The following is an 18,391-nucleotide window of genomic DNA, read 5'->3' on the forward strand; positions in this document are numbered from 1 at the left end:
TTGCTAAGGTTGTAAAAACAATAATGATGAATCAGTCAGATTCTGAAAATAGCGGGGCGGCGGTGAACGCGCCCCTGCTTTATCCTTCTCAAACGCAAGGAGATGCGTTCGATGAGGTTTATGACGTCAATTTCCAGACGAAGAAACATTGGTTACCCGTTTTATCTCACATTACGCAGCTCAAAGAAGAGAGAGTGTGGGAGTTGCATCGCCGTGCGCAACGCATCCTTCGAGATGATGGCGCAACGTATGATCTGAAGAATGATCCCCTATCGCCGGATGTGTGGTCGTTAGATATCATTCCTAATGTCCTCAATATTGAGCAATGGCGGATCGCAGAAAAAGGACTCAAGCAGCGCTCTGAGCTGTTCGATCTGATTTTGAAAGACATCTATGGCGAACAACGCTTAATCAAAGAAGGCATTGTTCCAGCCGAGCTGATTTTCAACCATCCCGATTTTATTCGTCAGTGTCACGGCCTTGAAATACCGGGCGTGAAAAGGCTGATCTTGCACGCCTGTGATCTGGTTCGCGACATCAATGGCAACTTCATTGTGATTGGCGATCAAACCCAAGCGCCTGTAGGCGCGGGGTATGCGCTAGAAAATCGCACCGTGATTTCGCGCGTGTTACCTGCGGTGTTTCGTCAAAGTCATGTTCGGCGCCTGTCCGGATTTTTCCAAACGCTAAGAACAACACTGACGCAGTTAGCCGCCCATAAAACGGATGATCCAAAAATCGTGCTACTCACGGTTGGGTCTTCAAGCAGCACCTACTATGAGCACGCTTACCTAGCTAACTATCTGGGTTACCCCTTGGTGCAAGCGGGTGATTTGACGGTACGAAACGGCAAAGTATGGCTGAAGTCGCTGAACGGTTTGTCGCCTGTTGATGTGATACTGCGCCGAACCGATGACAGAGATTGCGATCAGGTTGAACTGAATGCGAACTCAATATCGGGTGTACCGGGGCTGCTTGAAGTCGTACGAAACGGCAACGTCATTCTTGCAAACCCCCTTGGCAGTGCCGTATTAGAGTCATCGGCCTTAATGGCATTTTTGCCGCGTATCAGTCAGTTTTTCTTAAACGCGCCGTTGTTGCTCGAAAACGTTGAAACGCGCTGGTGTGGTGATGCGCAAGCGTTGAATTATGTCGAAAATAACCTCGACAACTTGATCATCAAACCCGCGTATCGGCGCTCAAAAGGCCGTTCGATATACGGCCACTGTCTGACGCCAGAACAAAAGCAAAAGACGTTGGAAAAAATCCGCGCCAACCCAAGCGCCTATGTTGCGCAGAATTATGTGCCCGGTTCACTGGTGCCGGTTTGGGCCAATGCTACCCTTGAAGCGAGACCCAGCCTGCTGAAAGCTTTTGTGGTTGCCGACAATGATGGCTATTCCGTCATGCCCGGTGGCTTAAGCCGTGTGGCTGAATCTCAGCAAGATTACATGGTCACCCGTTTGTCAGGCTCGTTGAGCAAAGACTTTTGGGTGACCGGAGATAAGCCAGATCTCACGCATCAGTCATTGCTTGAAAACATCAAAATTGACGACGTGCAGGAAGGAAATATCCCAAGCCGCGTCGTTGATAACTTCTTCTGGTTTGGCCGCTATGCCGAACGTGCCGAGATGAGTATTCGCTTATTGCGCGTGGTGTTCAAGCAGCTAAACGGCATTGAATTGCTCGAACCGGAAAGTCGCGATGTGTTGCTCAAAGCGGTGTCGTATCAAACCACTTGTTTACCCGGCTTTGTCAAAGGTGAGCAATCGATGTTTGACAACCCAGAAGTAGAACTTGCCGATCTGGTGGTGAATGGCAACCGTGTGGGCTCAGTGAAATCGAATCTGTTGGCCATGTTGGCGTGTGGCGAACAGGTGCGAGAGCGTCTTTCTGCCGACACCCGTATTGTTCTCAACAAGCTCAGGGATAACTTGAACGAACTCGACAGAGCATTCATTCATGGTTTGCCTGAAGCGCCGGAAGAGTCGTTAGATAATTTAGTGACTTCGCTGCTTGCGCTGTCGGGCTTGAGCAATGAAAGCATGCTGCGAGGGCAAGACTGGTTGTTCCTGCAAATGGGGCATTGCACTGAGTGTGCTATTCAAACCGCGAAGTTGCTCAAATCAACGCTGGAGCCCCGTTTAGAAGGGGTTGCGCAGCAACAAGTGTTGGAGTCAGTGTTGCTAAGTGTTGAAGCCTTGATCTCCTTCCGTCGCCGCTATCGCACCAAAGCGCGTGTGTCGTTTGGTTTGGATCTTTTGATGGTGGATGGCACTAACCCACGCTCTCTGGTGTTCCAGATCCAGCGCTTGTTAGAATTCCTCGCGCTCTTGCCAAATCCAACCACCTATATTCCGGGTGGGCTGACCAATGAAAATCGATTGGTGCTGAAAACGCTGAGCGAAATTCAATTGACGGATCTCGAAACCTTATCAGTGTCGAATACTAAAAGTCAGAAGCGAGAAGCCTTGTCATTGCTCATGACGCAAGTCGCGGATCAACTCGAACTCTTTACTTCAATCATCGGCGATAAATACTTCGATCACACCGCTGGGCCTCAGCAGTTGATCAAGCCAAAATGGAAATTGGATGTATGAAGTATAAAGTCCGACATATAACAAGCTACGCTTACAGCTCACCCGTGACGCTTTGCTACAACATGGCGCATTTGGTGCCGCGAGACACGGAAAATCAACGCTGTTTTAACCGCATGATCCATGTGTCACCGACGCCTGTGTATCAAAATGAAGGGGTGGATTACTTCGGCAATCAAACCTTCTATTTCTCGATTCAAGAGCCGCATCAAACGCTAACAATTGATGTGATCAGTTATCTGGATGTGCAGCCTACCCAATGGCATTCTCTGATTGGCACTCACACGTTAACGTGTGGACAACTGCGTCAAATCTTGGCGGAGGCCGCCAGCGAAGAAGCCAGAATGGCGATTGAATACAGCCTTGATTCACTGCAAATTCGTCGCTCTGAGAAACTAAGGGGTTTTGTCGCTGAACTGTTTGTTGATCACGCCCCCGTTCTTCAAGCTGCCAATGCGTTGATGAATAAAATCTTTACCGAATTTACCTTTGATCCCACGGCGACAGATGTGACTACGCCACCTGAAAAGGTATTAGAACAAAAACGCGGGGTATGTCAGGACTACGCGCAATTGGCGATCGGTTGTTTACGCTCGGTGGGATTGGCGGCGCGCTACATGAGTGGTTACATTGAAACCCTTCCGCCAGAAGGCCAAGAGCGGCTGGTGGGCGCGGATGCCTCTCATGCATGGTTCGCGATCTTTATTCCGGATCTTGGCTGGGTTGAATTCGATCCCACCAACAACATTTTGGCGAGTGACCAACATATTGTGACTGGTTGGGGCAGGGACTATGCCGATATTACGCCACTGCAAGGGGTCGTCTTTGAAGGGGGCGATAGCCATAGCCTGAGTGTGTCAGTCGATGTGATGCGAATATAGCTATTTGCGAAACGCATCGCCGGATGTCGACAAGCTCGCTTTTACAACATCGAACGAGCACAAAAGAGAAAGACCCCGCAGTTGGCCTGCGGGGTCTTTTTTATTGCGCGGTTAGCGAGTGGAAATTATGCGCTTCGGTACAGCTTGGTCAGTACGAATTCACGGTGACCAAGTGATTCAGCAGCGGTGTAACGACCGTTCGCCGTGCGAAGTGTCATGTCGATCAGGGCATCACCCGCTGAGTCCATGTTCAATTCGCGGCGCAAAATACCAGACACATCCACATCAATGTGCTCGCCCATGGTGCGCACAGTACGTGGGTTGGCGGTGATCTTGATAACCGGCACAATCGGGTTGCCAATCACGTTACCTTGCCCCGTTGGGAATAGGTGAACGGCAAAGCCTGCTGCGGCTTGCAAGGTGACACACTCTGCCGCGGCAGAAGAGGTATCCATGAAGTACAAGCCAGGGCCTGCTGCTGGGCGTTCAGCTGGCGCAAGCACATCAACAAACTGGGTGGTTTTACCGATTTTCTGGTAGTTACCAAACGCTTTTTCTTCGATGGTGGTTAAGCCGCCTAAGATGTTGCCTTTGGTCGGTTGGCTGTCAGATAAATCCGAGGTTTTGTGTGGTTCGATAACCTCGTCCATGTAAGCCTGCCACGTGTCCAAGAACTTCTGGCCGATCTCTTCGTTAATCGCGCGTTTTGCACAGATGGTTTCAGCACCCGTTAGCTCAGAGGTTTCACCAAAACACAGGGTTGCACCTTGTGCAGACAGTTTGTCACACAAGTTACCCACGGTTGGGTTGGCAGCAAGGCCTGAGGTGGTATCAGACTCGCCACATTTCATGGAGATCCAAAGCTCGCTGATGTCGCACTCTTCACGTGTAATTTCACTGGCGGCCTGCACGTACTCTTTAGCAACGCGAGACGCGGAAGCAATGGTGTTGATGTCGCCGTTTTGCTCAATAGCAAAACCTTGAACCGGTTTGCCTGACGCCGCAATGCCTTCAACAACACGTGCCGTCCACTCAGGCTCGATACCGATAACCACAACCGCTGCCACGTTCGGGTTACAGCCCGTGCCGATCAGAGTGCGGAAGTGCAATTCCAGATCTTCACCGAACTGCAAACGTCCATATGGGTGTGGGATCGCCATGGTGCCTTTGATGTTGTTTGCGACGGCTTCACATGCTGCATTCGAGAGATCATCCAAAGGGAGAATGATGGTGTGATTGCGGACACCGACACGACCATTTTCGCGGCGATAGCCCATAAAAGTTGTATTGCTCATGGTTACCACCTCTTCGTTTTCACGTTTTGAACGTGGACATGTCCGCCTTTAGGGATGTCCGCGATTGCTTTGCCAATGTCGTTGTCGTACTTCAAAATCGTATCGCCTTCTTTGATGTCATTCAGCGCGACTTTATGACCCAAAGGAATGGGGTCGAGCGATACGACTTCAATGGTTTGGTCAGTATCCATGACCCATCCGACAAGCGTTTGGCCAGCTTCAATGCCCTCAACCACTATCACGCCGACGGAGTCGGTCGAATCGTGGACGAGAAAATCTGGTGTTTGCATTTTCATCTCCTTTTGAATAAACGTGTAGATGTTGCGCGTTACGTAAACATCGGTATTTCGTTTCTTGGGTTACCCTTCGGGCAGCAGCACAACCTTGGCGGCGGCAATACGTCCGTTAAGTAAGTCGTCAAAAGCGTCCGCACCTTCACTGAGCGGGCGTTCTTGAATCCAGTCCAACGCGCCAAGCGCGCCGTTATGCATGGCTTCCACTGTGGCGCGGAAGTCTTGCATGGTGTAGGTGTAACTGCCTGCAAAGGTGACTTCTTGCAGGGTGAACTTGCGTATATCTAAGCCTTCAAGACTGTCTTGAAGACCAACATGAATGATCACACCGCCGGGTTTGACTGCCGCAGAAGCACCCATGCGGGTGTGTTTGTTACCCACACAATCCACCACCAAATCCATGCTGTTATCGGCAACCAACGGGTTGCTGGTGGGATCGAACACAGTGCACACTGCAGCGTTGTTTACCGTGTCTCGGCGCAGTGCATTGGTTTCTGCTAGATAAATCTGACGACAACCTTGTGCATGCAGTGACAAAGCGGCGGCTAAACCGACCGCACCGCCGCCGTAAACCAAGGCTTTGCTTTCTGCCAATGGACGAGTGATTAAATTCGCGCCTTTGGTTACGGCGTGCCAACCTGTTGCGATGGGCTCCGCGAGGGATGCCGTTGCGAGGGACATGCCTTCTGGCACGGCCACAAGGTTGCGTCTTGGAATCGCCACGTATTCGGCAAACGCTCCTTGTCTGGGTGTCATGGAAATAATTTCGCGTTGCTGGCATTGGTTGGTAAGCCCGGTTGTGCAATATCCGCAGGTGCCACAACTGACTAAGGGGTTGATGACTACGGCTTGCCCATCTAAGTCGCTGTGCTGATCCGATGCACTACTGCGCACAATGCCAGCCCCTTCGTGACCTAATATCAGCGGGGCAGGGCGACGTTCGTCATGACCTAGGTAGGCATGAAGATCGGAGCCGCAAATACCCACTGCGCCAATTTGCACCAGCACTTCGCCATCTTTTGGCTCAGGCATGGCCTCGTCGCGAAATGTCATTTCTTTTGGGCCTGTGTATACCAGTGCTTTCATGTCGCTCATCCTTTGGGTACGTTCACGCGTTTACTTGCTGCTATGGCGCTGTTAGCGGCTACTTAGCGGTGTAACCGCCATCAAGAGAAATCATTTGGCCTGTGATGTAATCCGACGCATGAGATGCCAAAAACACCGTGAGCCCATCAAAATCTTCCAATTCCCCGTTGCGCCCTACCGCTGTCATCGACGCATGGTGCGCGGAGAGCGATTCATCGCTAAACACCCGCTCGGTGAGTGGTGTTTGGAAGAATCCCGGTGCAATGGCATTGGTGGTGATCCCTTCCGTTGACCAAGCCTCTGCCATGGCGCGCGTTAGCTGGGCCACGCCACCTTTGGACGCGCCATAAGGGATGGAGTTGGCAAACGCTCGGTACGATTGCAGTGACCCGATATTGATGATCTTCCCGCGGCCTTTTGCTCTCATGCCCGCTAAGCAGGCTTTGGCGAGAAAGAAGGGCACGGACAAGTTGAGATTGATTGTCATGTCCCAACTGTCGAGGGAAATATCATCCGCTGGCTGACGCAAATTCACGCCCGCTGCGTTAACCAAAATGTCAGGAGCGCCAAAAGGTGCCGACGCGCGTTGAACAAACTCAGTGAGCGATTCCCGTTTGAGGAGATCCACCGTTTCAACCGCTGAGTCTCCCCCTGCTCCTGCAATCAATGACGCGGTTTGCGCCAAGGTTTCGGAATGACGACCCGCCAGCACTACCTTTGCGCCTGCAAGGGAAAGGGCATACGCCATGCGCTGCCCAATGCCGGAGCCTGCGCCTGTGACAAGTGCCACCTGATCGTTGAGGTCGAATAAGTGCTGCATAGGATTGCTTGTCATCATTCCGTCCCGTCCGTTAAGGCTTCAGATCAAACTGTTCATCAGGGAAGTATTTCGCCAAGCGTGCATCACCGGTTTTGGCGTGCGCTTCCATGCCTTCAAGGCGAGAAATACGTGCGGTTACCTGTGCCACATCTTTGCTGGCTTCAATGGATGAACGTTGATAGGTCACCACCTTGATAAACTTGCCAACACTCAAACCACCGGTGTATTTGGCTGCGCCTTTGGTGGGCAGAATGTGGTTCGGACCAGATGTCTTGTCGCCAAAGGCCACATTGGTTTCTTCGCCGAGGAAAAGTGAGCCGTAGTTACGCAGGTTTTGCAGCCACCAATCGAGATCCGCAGCATGCACTTCTAAGTGTTCAGAGGCGTATTCATCGCTCACTTTTACCGCTTCTTCGCGTGTGTCGTAGATGATCACTTCGCCGTAATCACGCCATGCGGCTTCGGCAGATTGACTGTTAAGCTCAGGGAGTTCAGCGATGAGTTCAGGCAAACGTTTCATCACGGTGTGCGCTAGTTCTTCTGAATCTGTCAGCAACCAAGCTGGGGTATTCGGGCCATGTTCGGCTTGACCGAGCAAATCGACGGCGACCAATTCTGGGTCAGCGTCAGCGTCTGCAATCACCATAATTTCAGACGGGCCTGCAAACATGTCGATACCGACACGGCCGTAAAGTTGGCGTTTGGCCTCTGCCACAAACTGGTTACCTGGGCCAACAAGAATGTCCGCGGGGTGACCAGTAAACTGTCCGAATGCCATGGCAGCAATGCCTTGCACGCCGCCGAGGTTCAAGATGGTGTCTGCACCGCACAATTGCAGGGTATAAAGAATGGCAGGGTGTACGCCGCCTTCACGACCCGGCGGTGAACAAGCAACCACATGATCAACCCCTGCCACTTTGGCAGTGGTGACGGACATAATGGCGGATGCGATGTGTGAATATCGACCACCGGGCACATAACAGCCTGCGGCTTGCATCGGAATCAAGCGTTGTCCGGCAAATAGGCCGGGAGAGAGTTCGGTTTCAAACTCACTCATGCTGGCAAGCTGCGCGCTAGCAAAATCACGTACACGTTCATACGCAAACTGAATGTCTTTTTTCAGCTGTTCGGGGATTTTGGCAGCCGCCGCATCGATATCTTCTTGTGACACGATGATATCGCCGTGCCAGTTATCAAATTTTTGTGTGTAAGCGATGCAGGTTTCTTCGCCGCCTTTTTCTATGTCTTTCAACATATCAGAGACAATCGTGCGAACATCGTCTTCGCCGGTCGATGCGTTTTTTTCTGCTTTTTTCAGATACTTAACAGCCATGTCTTTACATTCCTCGTTAAAATTTGGACGCAACTTCCCTGTCTGGCTAACGGTGAGATAGCCAGAAGGGTTAGTGAGTGCAGGTTAATCTAGTGCCCAGAGCGAAAGTTCGGGGATGAATGCCAGTAGCAATACCACCGTTAGCATGGATAACACGTAGGGCCCCGACCGCGCGGCGATCTTCAGCACCGAGGTCCCCGTTAATCCGGATACAACAAAGAGGTTTAAACCCAGTGGTGGGGTGATAAATCCCACCCCCAACGCTGTCACCATCATGATGCAGAACTGAACATCCTCCATACCTATCTCCCTCGCGAGCGGAAGCAGAATGGGTGAGAGGATCAGAATGTTCGGCGTGGTTTCCATAAAACAGCCAGCCAGAATCAAGATCCCAATCATGATAAGAATCAGCAGGGTTCGACTGTCTGTCAGCGACGTCATCGATTCCACAAATGCTTGTGGCACTTCAAGCGCGGCCAATGTTTGTGCCAGCGGTAAACTGAGCGCGATAATCGGCAAAATTACGCCATTCACTTTGGCCGAGCTTTCGAGCATTTTCGGGAAATCACTGATTTTTAGTGTGCCCTGAAACAGCCCAATAATGATGGTGATCACCACGGCCACAGCGGCGGCTTCGGTTGGGGTAAATACGCCAGAGTAGATACCGCCAAGAATAATCACTGGCACAAGCAAGGCGTAGCGAGCATCGACAATTACGGAGAACCAGCGTTTAAACGAAAACCCTTGCCCTGCGTTTTCATAACCATAAATGCGGTTCATGACGACGTTGGTGAGCATGATTGCCATCATCACCATGATGCCCGGTACAGCAGCAGCAAGGAAAAGCGTAGAGGCAGATATTCCCAATACCAAACCAATGATGATGTAAGCGATAGACGGTGGAATAAGAATCCCGGTACACGCGCCTGCTGCAACCAGCGCACAGGCATACGGTTTTGGATAACCTTGTGAAACCAGTCGATCAATGGTCATGCGGCCAACGGCTGCAGCACCTGCGGCATCTGAGCCTGAGATACAGGCAAAGAAACCACAACCTAGTACGGTAGCACTACCAAAACCCGCTCTTGCGCCACCCACACTGGCTTCCGCTACATCGAGCAGTTTATTCGACAATCCGGTACGAACGAGCACATCACCTGTCAGGATGAAAAGAGGCACGGCAATCAGCGCGAACGCATCAATACCGTCAAACAATGATTCACCGAACAAGGATAGAGGTAGTACGTCAGTGAGAAACAAGAGGGTGATAGAACCAATGCCCAGTGACACCCAAACGGGCACCGCGAGTGCAATCAACACCAACATCGCGATCACTGTGCCATAGAAATCCCAGCCAAGTTCGACAGAGGTTTGCTGTACGTAATAATTAAGCATGCGTCCTCCTAATCGAACAGTTTATTGCCTTCAAACACAGGCGTGTTTTGAGTCAGGCTGCGAATGTCCCGATACATGGATTGCATGAGTCGGTACAACATGAGTGAAAATCCGAGCGGTACAGCCGCCATAAACCAAGCTTGGCTGATCCCCAAACCATGCGTCACAGAACCAAACTTTAGCGACACCAAAATAGGGTGGATTGACCAATACAAGGCAAACAGCGCAACCACTAAAGTGACAACGTCACCGAATAGATAGATCACGGCTTTGCCTCTGTTCGGCAAGTAATGCAGCAGCACGTCTATGCGAATGTGTGCTCTCTCTTTGACTGCTGCGGAAGCGCCAATCCAAGCGAGATAGATAAAGGCGTATCGGGCGACTTCTTCTCCCCAAATGGAGGAGTAGCTGAACACAAAACGTCGCAGTACTTCCATGGCGATAGTGAAAACGATGGTGGTGTAAAAGAACAGCAGCAGCCAGCGTTCACCATTTTCATCAATGTTTTTTAAAATCGATTTCATCAGCGGCATCCAAGGTGTGTGTCAGAAAAAGGGAGCCAATCGTCTGGGTGAGCATGGAGGCACCCAACCCAAACGATGGCGTTTTTCAGTCATTACACATCGTGGACGTAGGCGCCGTTGTTGTTGTTTGCCGCATCAAGCAGGCGGTTGAAGTTTTCTTTCGAGCCAGCAAGCTCCACTTTGAACGCATCCCATTGCGGCAGCTGGTGGCCTGCTTTATCAACCCAGAGTTTCATTTCGTCATCATCTGGGGCATAGAATTGCACACCCGCCTGACCGAGTTCCGCCATGGCATACGCGCGAGCGGCAGGGACTTTGGCGAGGTTTTGCAATGACGTCACTTCACTCGCAAACTCAATCGCTTCTTGAATGTTAGGTGGCAAGCTGTTGAACCATTCCAAGTTACATGAGAACACTTGTGAATCAGGCACTGCTCGGTTGAATGTCACCCAAGAAAGCACATCTTTAAAGCCAAATACGTTAAGTGCTTCTACGGATGGGTCGAGCGCATCTGCGACGCCTTGTTTAATTGCTGAAGGCGTTTCGCCCCATGCAACAGGCGTTGGGTTAGCCCCAAGCAGGCGGTAGAACTGTTGCAGGATCTTTGAACCCGGCACACGAAATTTAATGCCAGCGAGTTGGTCAGGCGTTTTGATTGGGCCTTCCAAACCTTGGCGGATTGCCACAACACGCGGGTCGATAACGACATACCAAAGTGGCTTAAAGCCTTTGGCAGCCACTTTTGGGTGAATTTCACTTTTCCATGCATCTGACGACACAAGGTTGACGAATTTTTGGTTTTCACCACACCAATATGGAATGTTGATCAGATCAACCGCTGGCGCAAATGGAGCAAAATTAGACAGCGAGTGTTGCGCCGCTTGAATAGTACCGGCCTGCACTTTTTGCGCCAGTGCACCGCCTGCACCCAATTGACCACCGGGTGCGAGTTTCACGTAAACCGCGCCGTTGGTCATGTTCTGGATGTTTTCTTTAAAATCGAGCTGCATGATCGGGTAGCTACGCGATGCGCCAATGATATAGGCCGTCGCAATGGTCATGGTGTATTTGGCGCGTTTTTGTCGTTCTTTCTCTTCGTTGACTGCGGCCTGCGCGGAGGTTGAAGTTAGCAACGCCCCCGATGCACCAGCAACCACTGCGGCGGTAAAGCCGACTTTCTTCGCTACTTCTAGGAAACGGCGACGCTCTGCACTTTGTGGGGAGTCATCCTTTTGGTGAACAGACATAAATCTACTTCCTTTCTGCGTTTAAGTTATTGTGCCGAACGGTTGTTTGCTTCTTTCTCAGCAGACAGCATTGCGACAACGAAGGTTAGCGAGGTAAGGATGAGAAGAAGAAACTCACCCACATCACCAACACGAACAATGGACGTGTTCCCTAAAGAAATTTGAGCCTTGGTGGCAAGCACATTGAGCAAGTACAGCGAGAAGAACACTAAAGGTAAGATGTAGCGTTTCTTGATGTGAAATACAGAGCTCATGGTTCAGCCTCTCAAGGTCAGTTGGCGAGCAGACGCCGTTTTATTATTTGTTTTCTAGGTATAGCACTTACTGCTTTGTGAAATGATTGTTAAATGTAAGCGCTTACATTGTGAAGCGTAGTGGGCGAGTGGAAGTGCTGTCAAGTTTTTGACGGCAAGAATTTCATGTGGCGCTATAATCAGTTAAATTGTGGCTTTACAATCTCAATAACGAGTCAAAGAACTAACGAGCTATGACACGAGCTATGACAAAAGAGATACAGCCTTTGCGTAAGCGCTTACAAAAACGACCTTCAGATGCACCCACAGCTGAAAATGTAGCTATTTCAGCAGGGGTTTCTACGGCCACGGTTTCGCGCTTTTTAGCGAATCCAGAGTCGGTAAGTGAGAAGCGGGGCATGCTGATCCGTGCTGCCATTGAATCGCTTGGCTACATTCCTCATGGTGCAGCTCAAGCGTTAGCATCACAGCATTCCAAAACCATGGGGGTGATTGTTCCCACCCTTGATAACGCGATTTTTGCCGAGGGCATCCAAGCGTTTCAGCGACGGTTGCAGGAAAAAGGGTACACCTTGTTCATTGCCAGTTCTGACTATTCGGTGGATGAAGAATTGGCACAGGCAGAAAGGTTGATCACACGGGGCGTGGACGGACTCATGCTGGTGGGCGCAGAGCACCATCCGCAGTTGTTTGACATATTGAATAAGAAACAATTGCCGTATTTGTATACGTGGTCGTTCAAACCCACGTTGGATCATCCTTGTATTGGCTTTGATAACTACCGTGCGTCGGTACGACTCACTGAGTTTCTCCTTCAACTTGGTCATACGGAGTTTGCCGCCATTCCCGGCATTACCCGCCTGAACGACAGAACTAAAGATCGTCTGGCAGGCTGTTTGGATACGCTGGGAAAAAGCGGCATCGCATTGACGAAAAATCGCATTATTGAATGTCGTTACGATCTGGCGGAAAGCCGGCAGGCACTGCGAAAGTTGCTCGCGACCAAACCCAGACCGACCGCCATTGTGTGTGGTAATGACATCATTGCGATGGGCGCACTGCTTGAATGCCAAACCATGGGCGTTCGTGTTCCCGAAGACGTTTCCATTGTTGGGTTTGATGACGTGGCAATGGCGTCGCATATCCATCCTGCATTGACCACGATGCAAGTGCCCTCTCGGGAAATGGGGGAGAAAGCGGCGGATTACTTGCTTGCGAAACTCAGCCAAGAAGCCGTTGTTGATAAATTAGAGCTTGAAGCCAAATTGGTGGTTAGGCAGACCACCGCAGCGGTTAAAAAATAGAAACCACCGATACGATAAACGTTTTCGCAATAGCAACAAGGGCAGATTAACTGCCCTTCGGACTATTGGCCTGAATCCAACATGGTTAGGTTAATCGGGTATAACACTCACCTTTCGAACACCTGTTGATGCACCTCGTGTCGATCACCAAACCCAGCTAGTTTGCTCATTGGTGATTCGCGTTTGGATTGGCATTGAACCATCATAGAAAAACACTTCAGCGAGCATGTAATACTGCGAATCCGCTATTAAGTAGTCCAAACTTATGGTGCCGTTCTCCATCGTGGCAGCCTTGATCCGGCTGTTGTAATCCGCGGTGTATGAACCATCGCTGTTCTGTGTAAATGCCCCGTAAATGGAGATGAAAGCACGGCTTGTGTTGTAACTTGTGATATCGACCAATACGTTTTTTGTCACCACAGGGTTGTAGCTAAATGTGTCGGGCACAATGGTATTTGTCATCGCTGTTGCGGAGCTGGTGACCGTTGGCGGAATGTTGGCTTCCAGCACTGAGGTGTCAGTCATCATGCCTAAGCTGGTGCTTGTTGTTGATGGAACGTTGTCGCTCGAAGCGCTAGGGCTCGTTGATGAACCACTACTGACAACGTCACCGTCGCTCACTTCCGGCGAACTTGATGCACCGACGGTACTTTCACCACCACCTCCACCACCACAGGCGGTAAGGAAGCCTATAAGAGTAATGATTGATAAAGGATATTTCATGACGATTACTCCTCTGCCATATAGTAAGTGTCGGTCGCAGCGTTCTCTACCGCGTTCCATGTGGTGTTGTTTGTGCCACCTGTTTCTGCATAGCCCGCAAACTGTGGGTAGGCAGTAACAAGGTCCACGTGTTCTTTGGGCCACTTCCACTCGCCGGGGATTAACAGTGCCCACGGATGATTGGATGATGTTTTGAAGTAACGATTTTCTGTAGGGTTACCCGAATCAGACCACCATCCATACCAGTAGGTATCAAACTTTTCAGTGGGCGCTTGGTCTGTCACATGCACTTCTAAACCGCGTCCCGGGTTGTACCACAATCCATCGCGAACATAAGGACCAGGGGTGGCGAACATAAACGGGTCGTAGGGCATATCCATTAATCCGTAGGTATTCACGCCTTCGTTTAAATAGATATCGAGCTCGAACTCAAACGCGATGTCTTGCTGGCAATGCTGCGCGGTGCGGTAATACATGCATCCATCAGGTACATGCAGTTTGACATCGTTAGCAATAATAAAGGTGGCCTCATCGGAATCACTTTCAAGCCCATTGGATTCTTGAATCACGGCATTGTGAGAAAGCGAGGTGGTAAGATTGTCGATGTCGGTCCGGTTTAATCCCGGAATTCTGAAGGCAAACCCGTTGTGATAACCTGCCCCATACGCAGCCAGATAGCCTTGAATGAGAATACGTGTTGCTTGGTTGTTCTCATCCAATGTTTCTGTCATGCGAAAGCGGATCACCATGTCGTTCATGTCATAATCGCCTGCTTTCGGCCAATTATCTTCAAACGCCAATGTGGCGTAGCCTCTTTCGTTAGGGTAATGAATCAGTGTTGTGCCCGTTTTGATGATGGTGACAGGGTGATCTTCGACCTCTCCACTTGCTGCGCCGCCGAAATAGTCGAGACCCGCTTGTTCTGAAAAGCGAAAGCGACTGTATGTTGAGCCAATAGCCGCATCAACAGGTACCGAAATGATCATGGTATTGGCACCCGCGCTCAATAGGTTGTCGCTAACGATTTTCTCGCCGCTGTCTTCGAAGTCGCCATCTTTGTTCCAGTCTATCCAAGCTGACAAATAGCCTGCCATTGACGCTTGCACTGAGATGATGGCGTTCTCCCCCGCCTCAACTGCGGTCACAAAACCCACACCGTCTTCGTCGCTCAATCCGGCTTTGTTATCATCAAGTGGAGAAATCAAGCCGTCCCCCTCGCTGTCTGGTGCAACCATGCCTAGGTAGTGGCCTGTCCCTGTTTGGTGACGAGGGCCATTTGATGCGAGTAGGGTTTTGTAGCTGTCTGGCGCATCACCAAAGTCAATGGTGGAGTCTTCATCGATGACGGGGGCGTTGGCACAGCGCGCACCGTCATTTTGGCTTGAGTTAGGGCCATCTGCGAATTTATCCGCAGTGACAATGCCATTTGCAATATTGTCTGGATTGGACAGATCAATACGAAAAATGTCACCGTCGCTGTTGCGTGAGATGTAGTAGTAGCCATTGACGTCGAAATAGCCCGCTCCAAACGTGCCTGTGACGCCAATATCGCCGATATACGTTTCCATACCTGTGGTCGTATCAAACTGGAACAGTCTTCCGGTAGAGTTATCGACACCGTAAAGCTTTGAGTCGCCAGGATGGAATGCAAAATCAGTCAAACCGATCACGGCTCGGGCGCTAATTCGTTCAACTAGGAGAGTGGCATTAGGATCGGCATCCAAAGGCGCAAGGTCAATTTTGAAAAGGCCTTTGTTTTGGCGGTACAGATAATAGGTATGCTCGAATACGTCGCCCACGAAAAACGTGTGGTCGGTGGGGAGGCCTGAAGTGTTTAGCGTTTGCGCCTGGAAATCTTTGCCTAAGCGAACCACTCGCATCCTTGAAGTATCGTAACCATAAATGTATCTGTCCTCGAAATCGAAGCCAACACCATTGATATTGCCACTCACTCCCGTGTCGGCAGCATATAGCGTGGTCTGTCCGGTGACCAAATTGACGCCATAGACTTGAACAGGTTTGGACTGAAACAAAAAGGCTTTGCTTGGGCAGGTATCAAAAGGTTCTGCCATTGCAAATGGCGAGGCGAGGGCAAGCCATGCGAATGTGGTGAGACGAGACATGTTTCTCTCCTGTAATCGAATTTCTATTCATGACATTACAAGGAGTGTGCCAGTTTTATCTCATTGATTTTATGGGTGAATAAATTTATGCCGGTAGGGCGGTATTGAGAGATTTGTCAGATTGACAGTCAATTGAACAAAGCGCCATGGCTTTTCTCAAAATGAGAAATTGACGTGGGAGGGGGGATCGTCGGTGAGAAAAAGACCTCATTGCTGAGGCCTTATCTGTGTTAATGCGTTTTGCGGGTGGATGGCGTTAACAGCAATGCCGTGCCCAACAATCCGATGGCCAGCAACCAAAGCTGAACCAGATGCCCAGATTGACTGTGTATCGTCGCGCCCATTTGGTTGAGCTGAATGGTTGCCTGAATGGCCGGCGTTGACGGTGACAGTTGTGCCAACATGCTGAGCCATTCCGGCAAGGCGCTTGAAGGCCAAACGAAACCCGAGGTGAATAGCAAAGGCATGGAACTGAGCAAGACAATCAGCGTAATAATTTCAGGTCGATTGATGACTTTCCCTAACAATGCGCCGAAGCCAATGGTTGCCAACAAGAATGGCAGCATCACCATGGCCAGTTGCATAGGTTGGGCGAGACGGTTGACGCCATTGATGTCCAGACTCGCGCCGAGATAGTACATGGCCATGACTGTGTATATCACTACCAGTATGGTGGTGCGAGCCACAACGTTTCTTCGACTGGTTTCTTTATCGCCGCAGCCTAATAAACCCGCAGCAATCAGAAGTGTCTGCTGCAAGATCAAAATAAACACGCCGGGTACGACGTAGTTGCCGTAACCCATTGTTGGGTTGAAAACAGGCACCAGATTGAGTGAAAACGGAGAGTTTTGCTTGGCCGCTAGCGACAGTGGCACATCGTTCATCATCGCTTTGGTGATTTTAACCTTTGCGCCCAACGTGCTGCCTGCGGCTATTACGCCTTCCGCAATCGTGCCGTAAGTGAGGAAGAACGACGCATCGCCACCGACTGCGACTACCGGGCTTTTTCCAAGCAATAAATCACGATAGAAGTATTCAGGTACGCTGATCACACCTTCAATGTCGGCATTGGCGATGTGGGTTCCCGCCTGATTTTCGCTGCTGAGTTGTGACACCACTTTTAGTTGTGGTGTGGCATCGAGCATGCGGATAAAGGTGCGGCTCTGTTGGCTTTCGTCATGATCGACCACCGCCACGCGTAGTTCTCTTGGCAATTGATTGGCATAGGGAAGCGGATACAACAGCGAGTAAATCACAATGCCGCCAAACACCGTGAAGACCACGGCCGGATTAGAGAACAGCTTTTTCAGTTCAACAACAAACGATGTGCGCCAATTCATGATGCGATCTCCTGTTGTGCGTTGCTATTCGTGTTGGCGTCTACGGTGCGTTTGAGTTTCAGCACGACGAGCGGCCATAAAATGGCAAATGCCCCAAGCGCCAGAAGCGATGGCATGGCTTGTTGTAAGGTCGCGCCGTAATTGAACTGTCCGATCTGTGCCGTGATGTAGTGGCTCACTGGCAATAAAGCGCGCCAGCATTGGGCAAGAAAGGGCATGTCGCTGGCAGGGAAACTTACCCCCATAAACGCGAACGCAGGGGCGGTGAAACCTGCGACTAAGCTCATGGCTCGCGTCGCATTGCGTGTACCAACGTAAAGCAGCATGCCAACAGCAAGCCCCGCCAGAACCATTAACCCTTGTGCCGCAAACACTATCTGCCAACTGCCGTTCATTGGCCAGCCCAGCAAGAAGTGCATCGCGGTGGCGAATCCTATCCCCAATAACCAAAGTGGGATTAATAAGCCAACCACTTTTGCCGCTAACGGTTTCGCAATAGAAGACGAAAATGCGGTTTCAAGCGTGCGTTTTTTGTCCGTTAACGCCATTGATAGCATTCCACAGGCCACAATGGTGATTTGCCAAAGAGCAGGGATAATCGCTGAAACTAGAAACTGTGCGTAGTTTGTGCCGTTGTTGAACAAGGGCACGAGCTGGAAGCGAATTGGGACCGATTGCGCAGCGGCTTGCGCGGCGACAGTTGTGCCGTGCAGCATTTTGCCTTTGGCTTCGACCATGGCAGCAAACGTGCCTTGGCTTTGGCCGATGGCGGCGCTGACTAACTTACCAATCAAAATATATTGGCTGTTATAGAACGCGGTTACATCTGGGCTTTCACCTCGTAATGTGTCTTTTTCAAAGCCTTGCGGAATGATAACCGTGGCAAATGTTCCGGCACTGTTCAGCGCATCGGAGGCTTGTTCCACATCGCTGAAAGCTTGGGTTTCAAGGGTTGGGCTGGCGTTGTAATAGCGAACTAGCCCGCGAGACAGGCTGCTGTTATCCAAATCCACCACGCCGACAGGTAAATCTCGGCCTGTGCCGGATGAGAATATCGCCCACACCAGCACAAATAACGCCAAGGGCAAACCGCACAAGAGTAGGGTTAACCAGCGGTCTGACAACGTAGAGCGCCATTCTTGCCAGAGTAGGGGAAAAAACGAGGCACTGTTCATG

General features: G+C 50.6%; 16 protein-coding genes. 3 read left to right on the forward strand and 13 right to left on the reverse strand.

Annotated elements, in window-relative coordinates; all coding sequences use genetic code 11:
- Positions 1-26 precede the first annotated feature (26 nt).
- Both AB8599_RS20575 and AB8599_RS20580 read left to right on the forward strand, forming a co-directional pair.
- Positions 27-2,600 (forward strand): circularly permuted type 2 ATP-grasp protein, encoded by a 2,574-nt coding sequence (locus AB8599_RS20575; RefSeq protein ID WP_407333596.1) that lies wholly within the window; start codon positions 27-29, stop codon positions 2,598-2,600.
- Positions 2,597-3,478, forward strand: coding sequence for a transglutaminase N-terminal domain-containing protein (locus AB8599_RS20580; protein WP_407333597.1), 882 nt, complete (start codon positions 2,597-2,599; stop codon positions 3,476-3,478). Before AB8599_RS20575 ends, AB8599_RS20580 begins: the two co-directional genes overlap by 4 nt.
- Before the next feature lie 125 nt (positions 3,479-3,603).
- On the opposite strand, the gene AB8599_RS20585 is transcribed toward AB8599_RS20580, so the two are convergent.
- The 9 genes from AB8599_RS20585 to AB8599_RS20625 all read right to left on the reverse strand — a co-directional run bounded on the left by AB8599_RS20585 (position 3,604) and on the right by AB8599_RS20625 (position 11,725).
- A complete protein-coding gene (locus tag AB8599_RS20585; protein WP_407333598.1) occupies positions 3,604-4,773 on the reverse strand; it encodes a UxaA family hydrolase in 1,170 nt (389 codons plus the stop codon).
- 2 nt (positions 4,774-4,775) lie between these two features.
- Positions 4,776-5,063 (reverse strand): UxaA family hydrolase, encoded by a 288-nt coding sequence (locus tag AB8599_RS20590; RefSeq protein WP_407333599.1) that lies wholly within the window; start codon positions 5,061-5,063, stop codon positions 4,776-4,778.
- 69 nt (positions 5,064-5,132) lie between these two features.
- The gene (locus AB8599_RS20595; RefSeq protein WP_407333600.1) at positions 5,133-6,152 is read right to left on the reverse strand and encodes an alcohol dehydrogenase catalytic domain-containing protein; all 1,020 of its coding nucleotides are present in this window, start codon (positions 6,150-6,152) and stop codon (positions 5,133-5,135) included.
- A gap of 58 nt (positions 6,153-6,210) precedes the next feature.
- Complete coding sequence (locus tag AB8599_RS20600; RefSeq protein WP_407333601.1) at positions 6,211-6,990, reverse strand: SDR family NAD(P)-dependent oxidoreductase; 780 nt, start codon at positions 6,988-6,990, stop codon at positions 6,211-6,213.
- Between the two features lie 13 nt (positions 6,991-7,003).
- A complete protein-coding gene (hisD, locus tag AB8599_RS20605; RefSeq protein ID WP_407333602.1) occupies positions 7,004-8,305 on the reverse strand; it encodes a histidinol dehydrogenase in 1,302 nt (433 codons plus the stop codon).
- Positions 8,306-8,389: 84 nt separating this feature from the next.
- The gene (locus tag AB8599_RS20610; RefSeq protein ID WP_407333603.1) at positions 8,390-9,700 is read right to left on the reverse strand and encodes a TRAP transporter large permease; all 1,311 of its coding nucleotides are present in this window, start codon (positions 9,698-9,700) and stop codon (positions 8,390-8,392) included.
- An 8-nt stretch (positions 9,701-9,708) separates the two neighbouring features.
- Positions 9,709-10,224 (reverse strand): TRAP transporter small permease, encoded by a 516-nt coding sequence (locus AB8599_RS20615; RefSeq protein ID WP_407333604.1) that lies wholly within the window; start codon positions 10,222-10,224, stop codon positions 9,709-9,711.
- A 92-nt stretch (positions 10,225-10,316) separates the two neighbouring features.
- The gene (locus tag AB8599_RS20620) at positions 10,317-11,471 is read right to left on the reverse strand and encodes a TRAP transporter substrate-binding protein (protein ID WP_407333605.1); all 1,155 of its coding nucleotides are present in this window, start codon (positions 11,469-11,471) and stop codon (positions 10,317-10,319) included.
- Positions 11,472-11,497: 26 nt separating this feature from the next.
- Entirely contained in the window at positions 11,498-11,725 is a 228-nt protein-coding gene (locus tag AB8599_RS20625) for a hypothetical protein (RefSeq protein ID WP_407333606.1), read from the reverse strand.
- A gap of 245 nt (positions 11,726-11,970) precedes the next feature.
- On the opposite strand from AB8599_RS20625, the gene AB8599_RS20630 reads away from it, so the two are divergent.
- On the forward strand, positions 11,971-13,029 hold the full coding sequence (locus AB8599_RS20630; protein ID WP_407333607.1) for a LacI family DNA-binding transcriptional regulator: 1,059 nt from the start codon (positions 11,971-11,973) through the stop codon (positions 13,027-13,029).
- 144 nt (positions 13,030-13,173) lie between these two features.
- Here AB8599_RS20630 and AB8599_RS20635 read toward each other — a convergent pair whose 3' ends face one another.
- From AB8599_RS20635 to AB8599_RS20650, 4 genes are all read right to left on the reverse strand, one after another.
- Positions 13,174-13,752, reverse strand: coding sequence for a hypothetical protein (locus AB8599_RS20635; RefSeq protein ID WP_407333608.1), 579 nt, complete (start codon positions 13,750-13,752; stop codon positions 13,174-13,176).
- A 5-nt stretch (positions 13,753-13,757) separates the two neighbouring features.
- Positions 13,758-15,875, reverse strand: a complete 2,118-nt coding sequence (locus AB8599_RS20640) for an LruC domain-containing protein (protein ID WP_407333609.1) — start codon at positions 15,873-15,875, stop codon at positions 13,758-13,760.
- Between the two features lie 230 nt (positions 15,876-16,105).
- Positions 16,106-17,215, reverse strand: coding sequence for an ABC transporter permease (locus AB8599_RS20645; RefSeq protein WP_407333610.1), 1,110 nt, complete (start codon positions 17,213-17,215; stop codon positions 16,106-16,108).
- Complete coding sequence (locus AB8599_RS20650; protein ID WP_407333611.1) at positions 17,212-18,390, reverse strand: ABC transporter permease; 1,179 nt, start codon at positions 18,388-18,390, stop codon at positions 17,212-17,214. Before AB8599_RS20650 ends, AB8599_RS20645 begins: the two co-directional genes overlap by 4 nt.
- Between the last annotated feature and the right edge of the window lies 1 nt (position 18,391).

Origin of the sequence: Enterovibrio litoreus (assembly GCF_045679545.1) — a bacterium.
GTDB lineage: Bacteria > Pseudomonadota > Gammaproteobacteria > Enterobacterales > Vibrionaceae > Enterovibrio.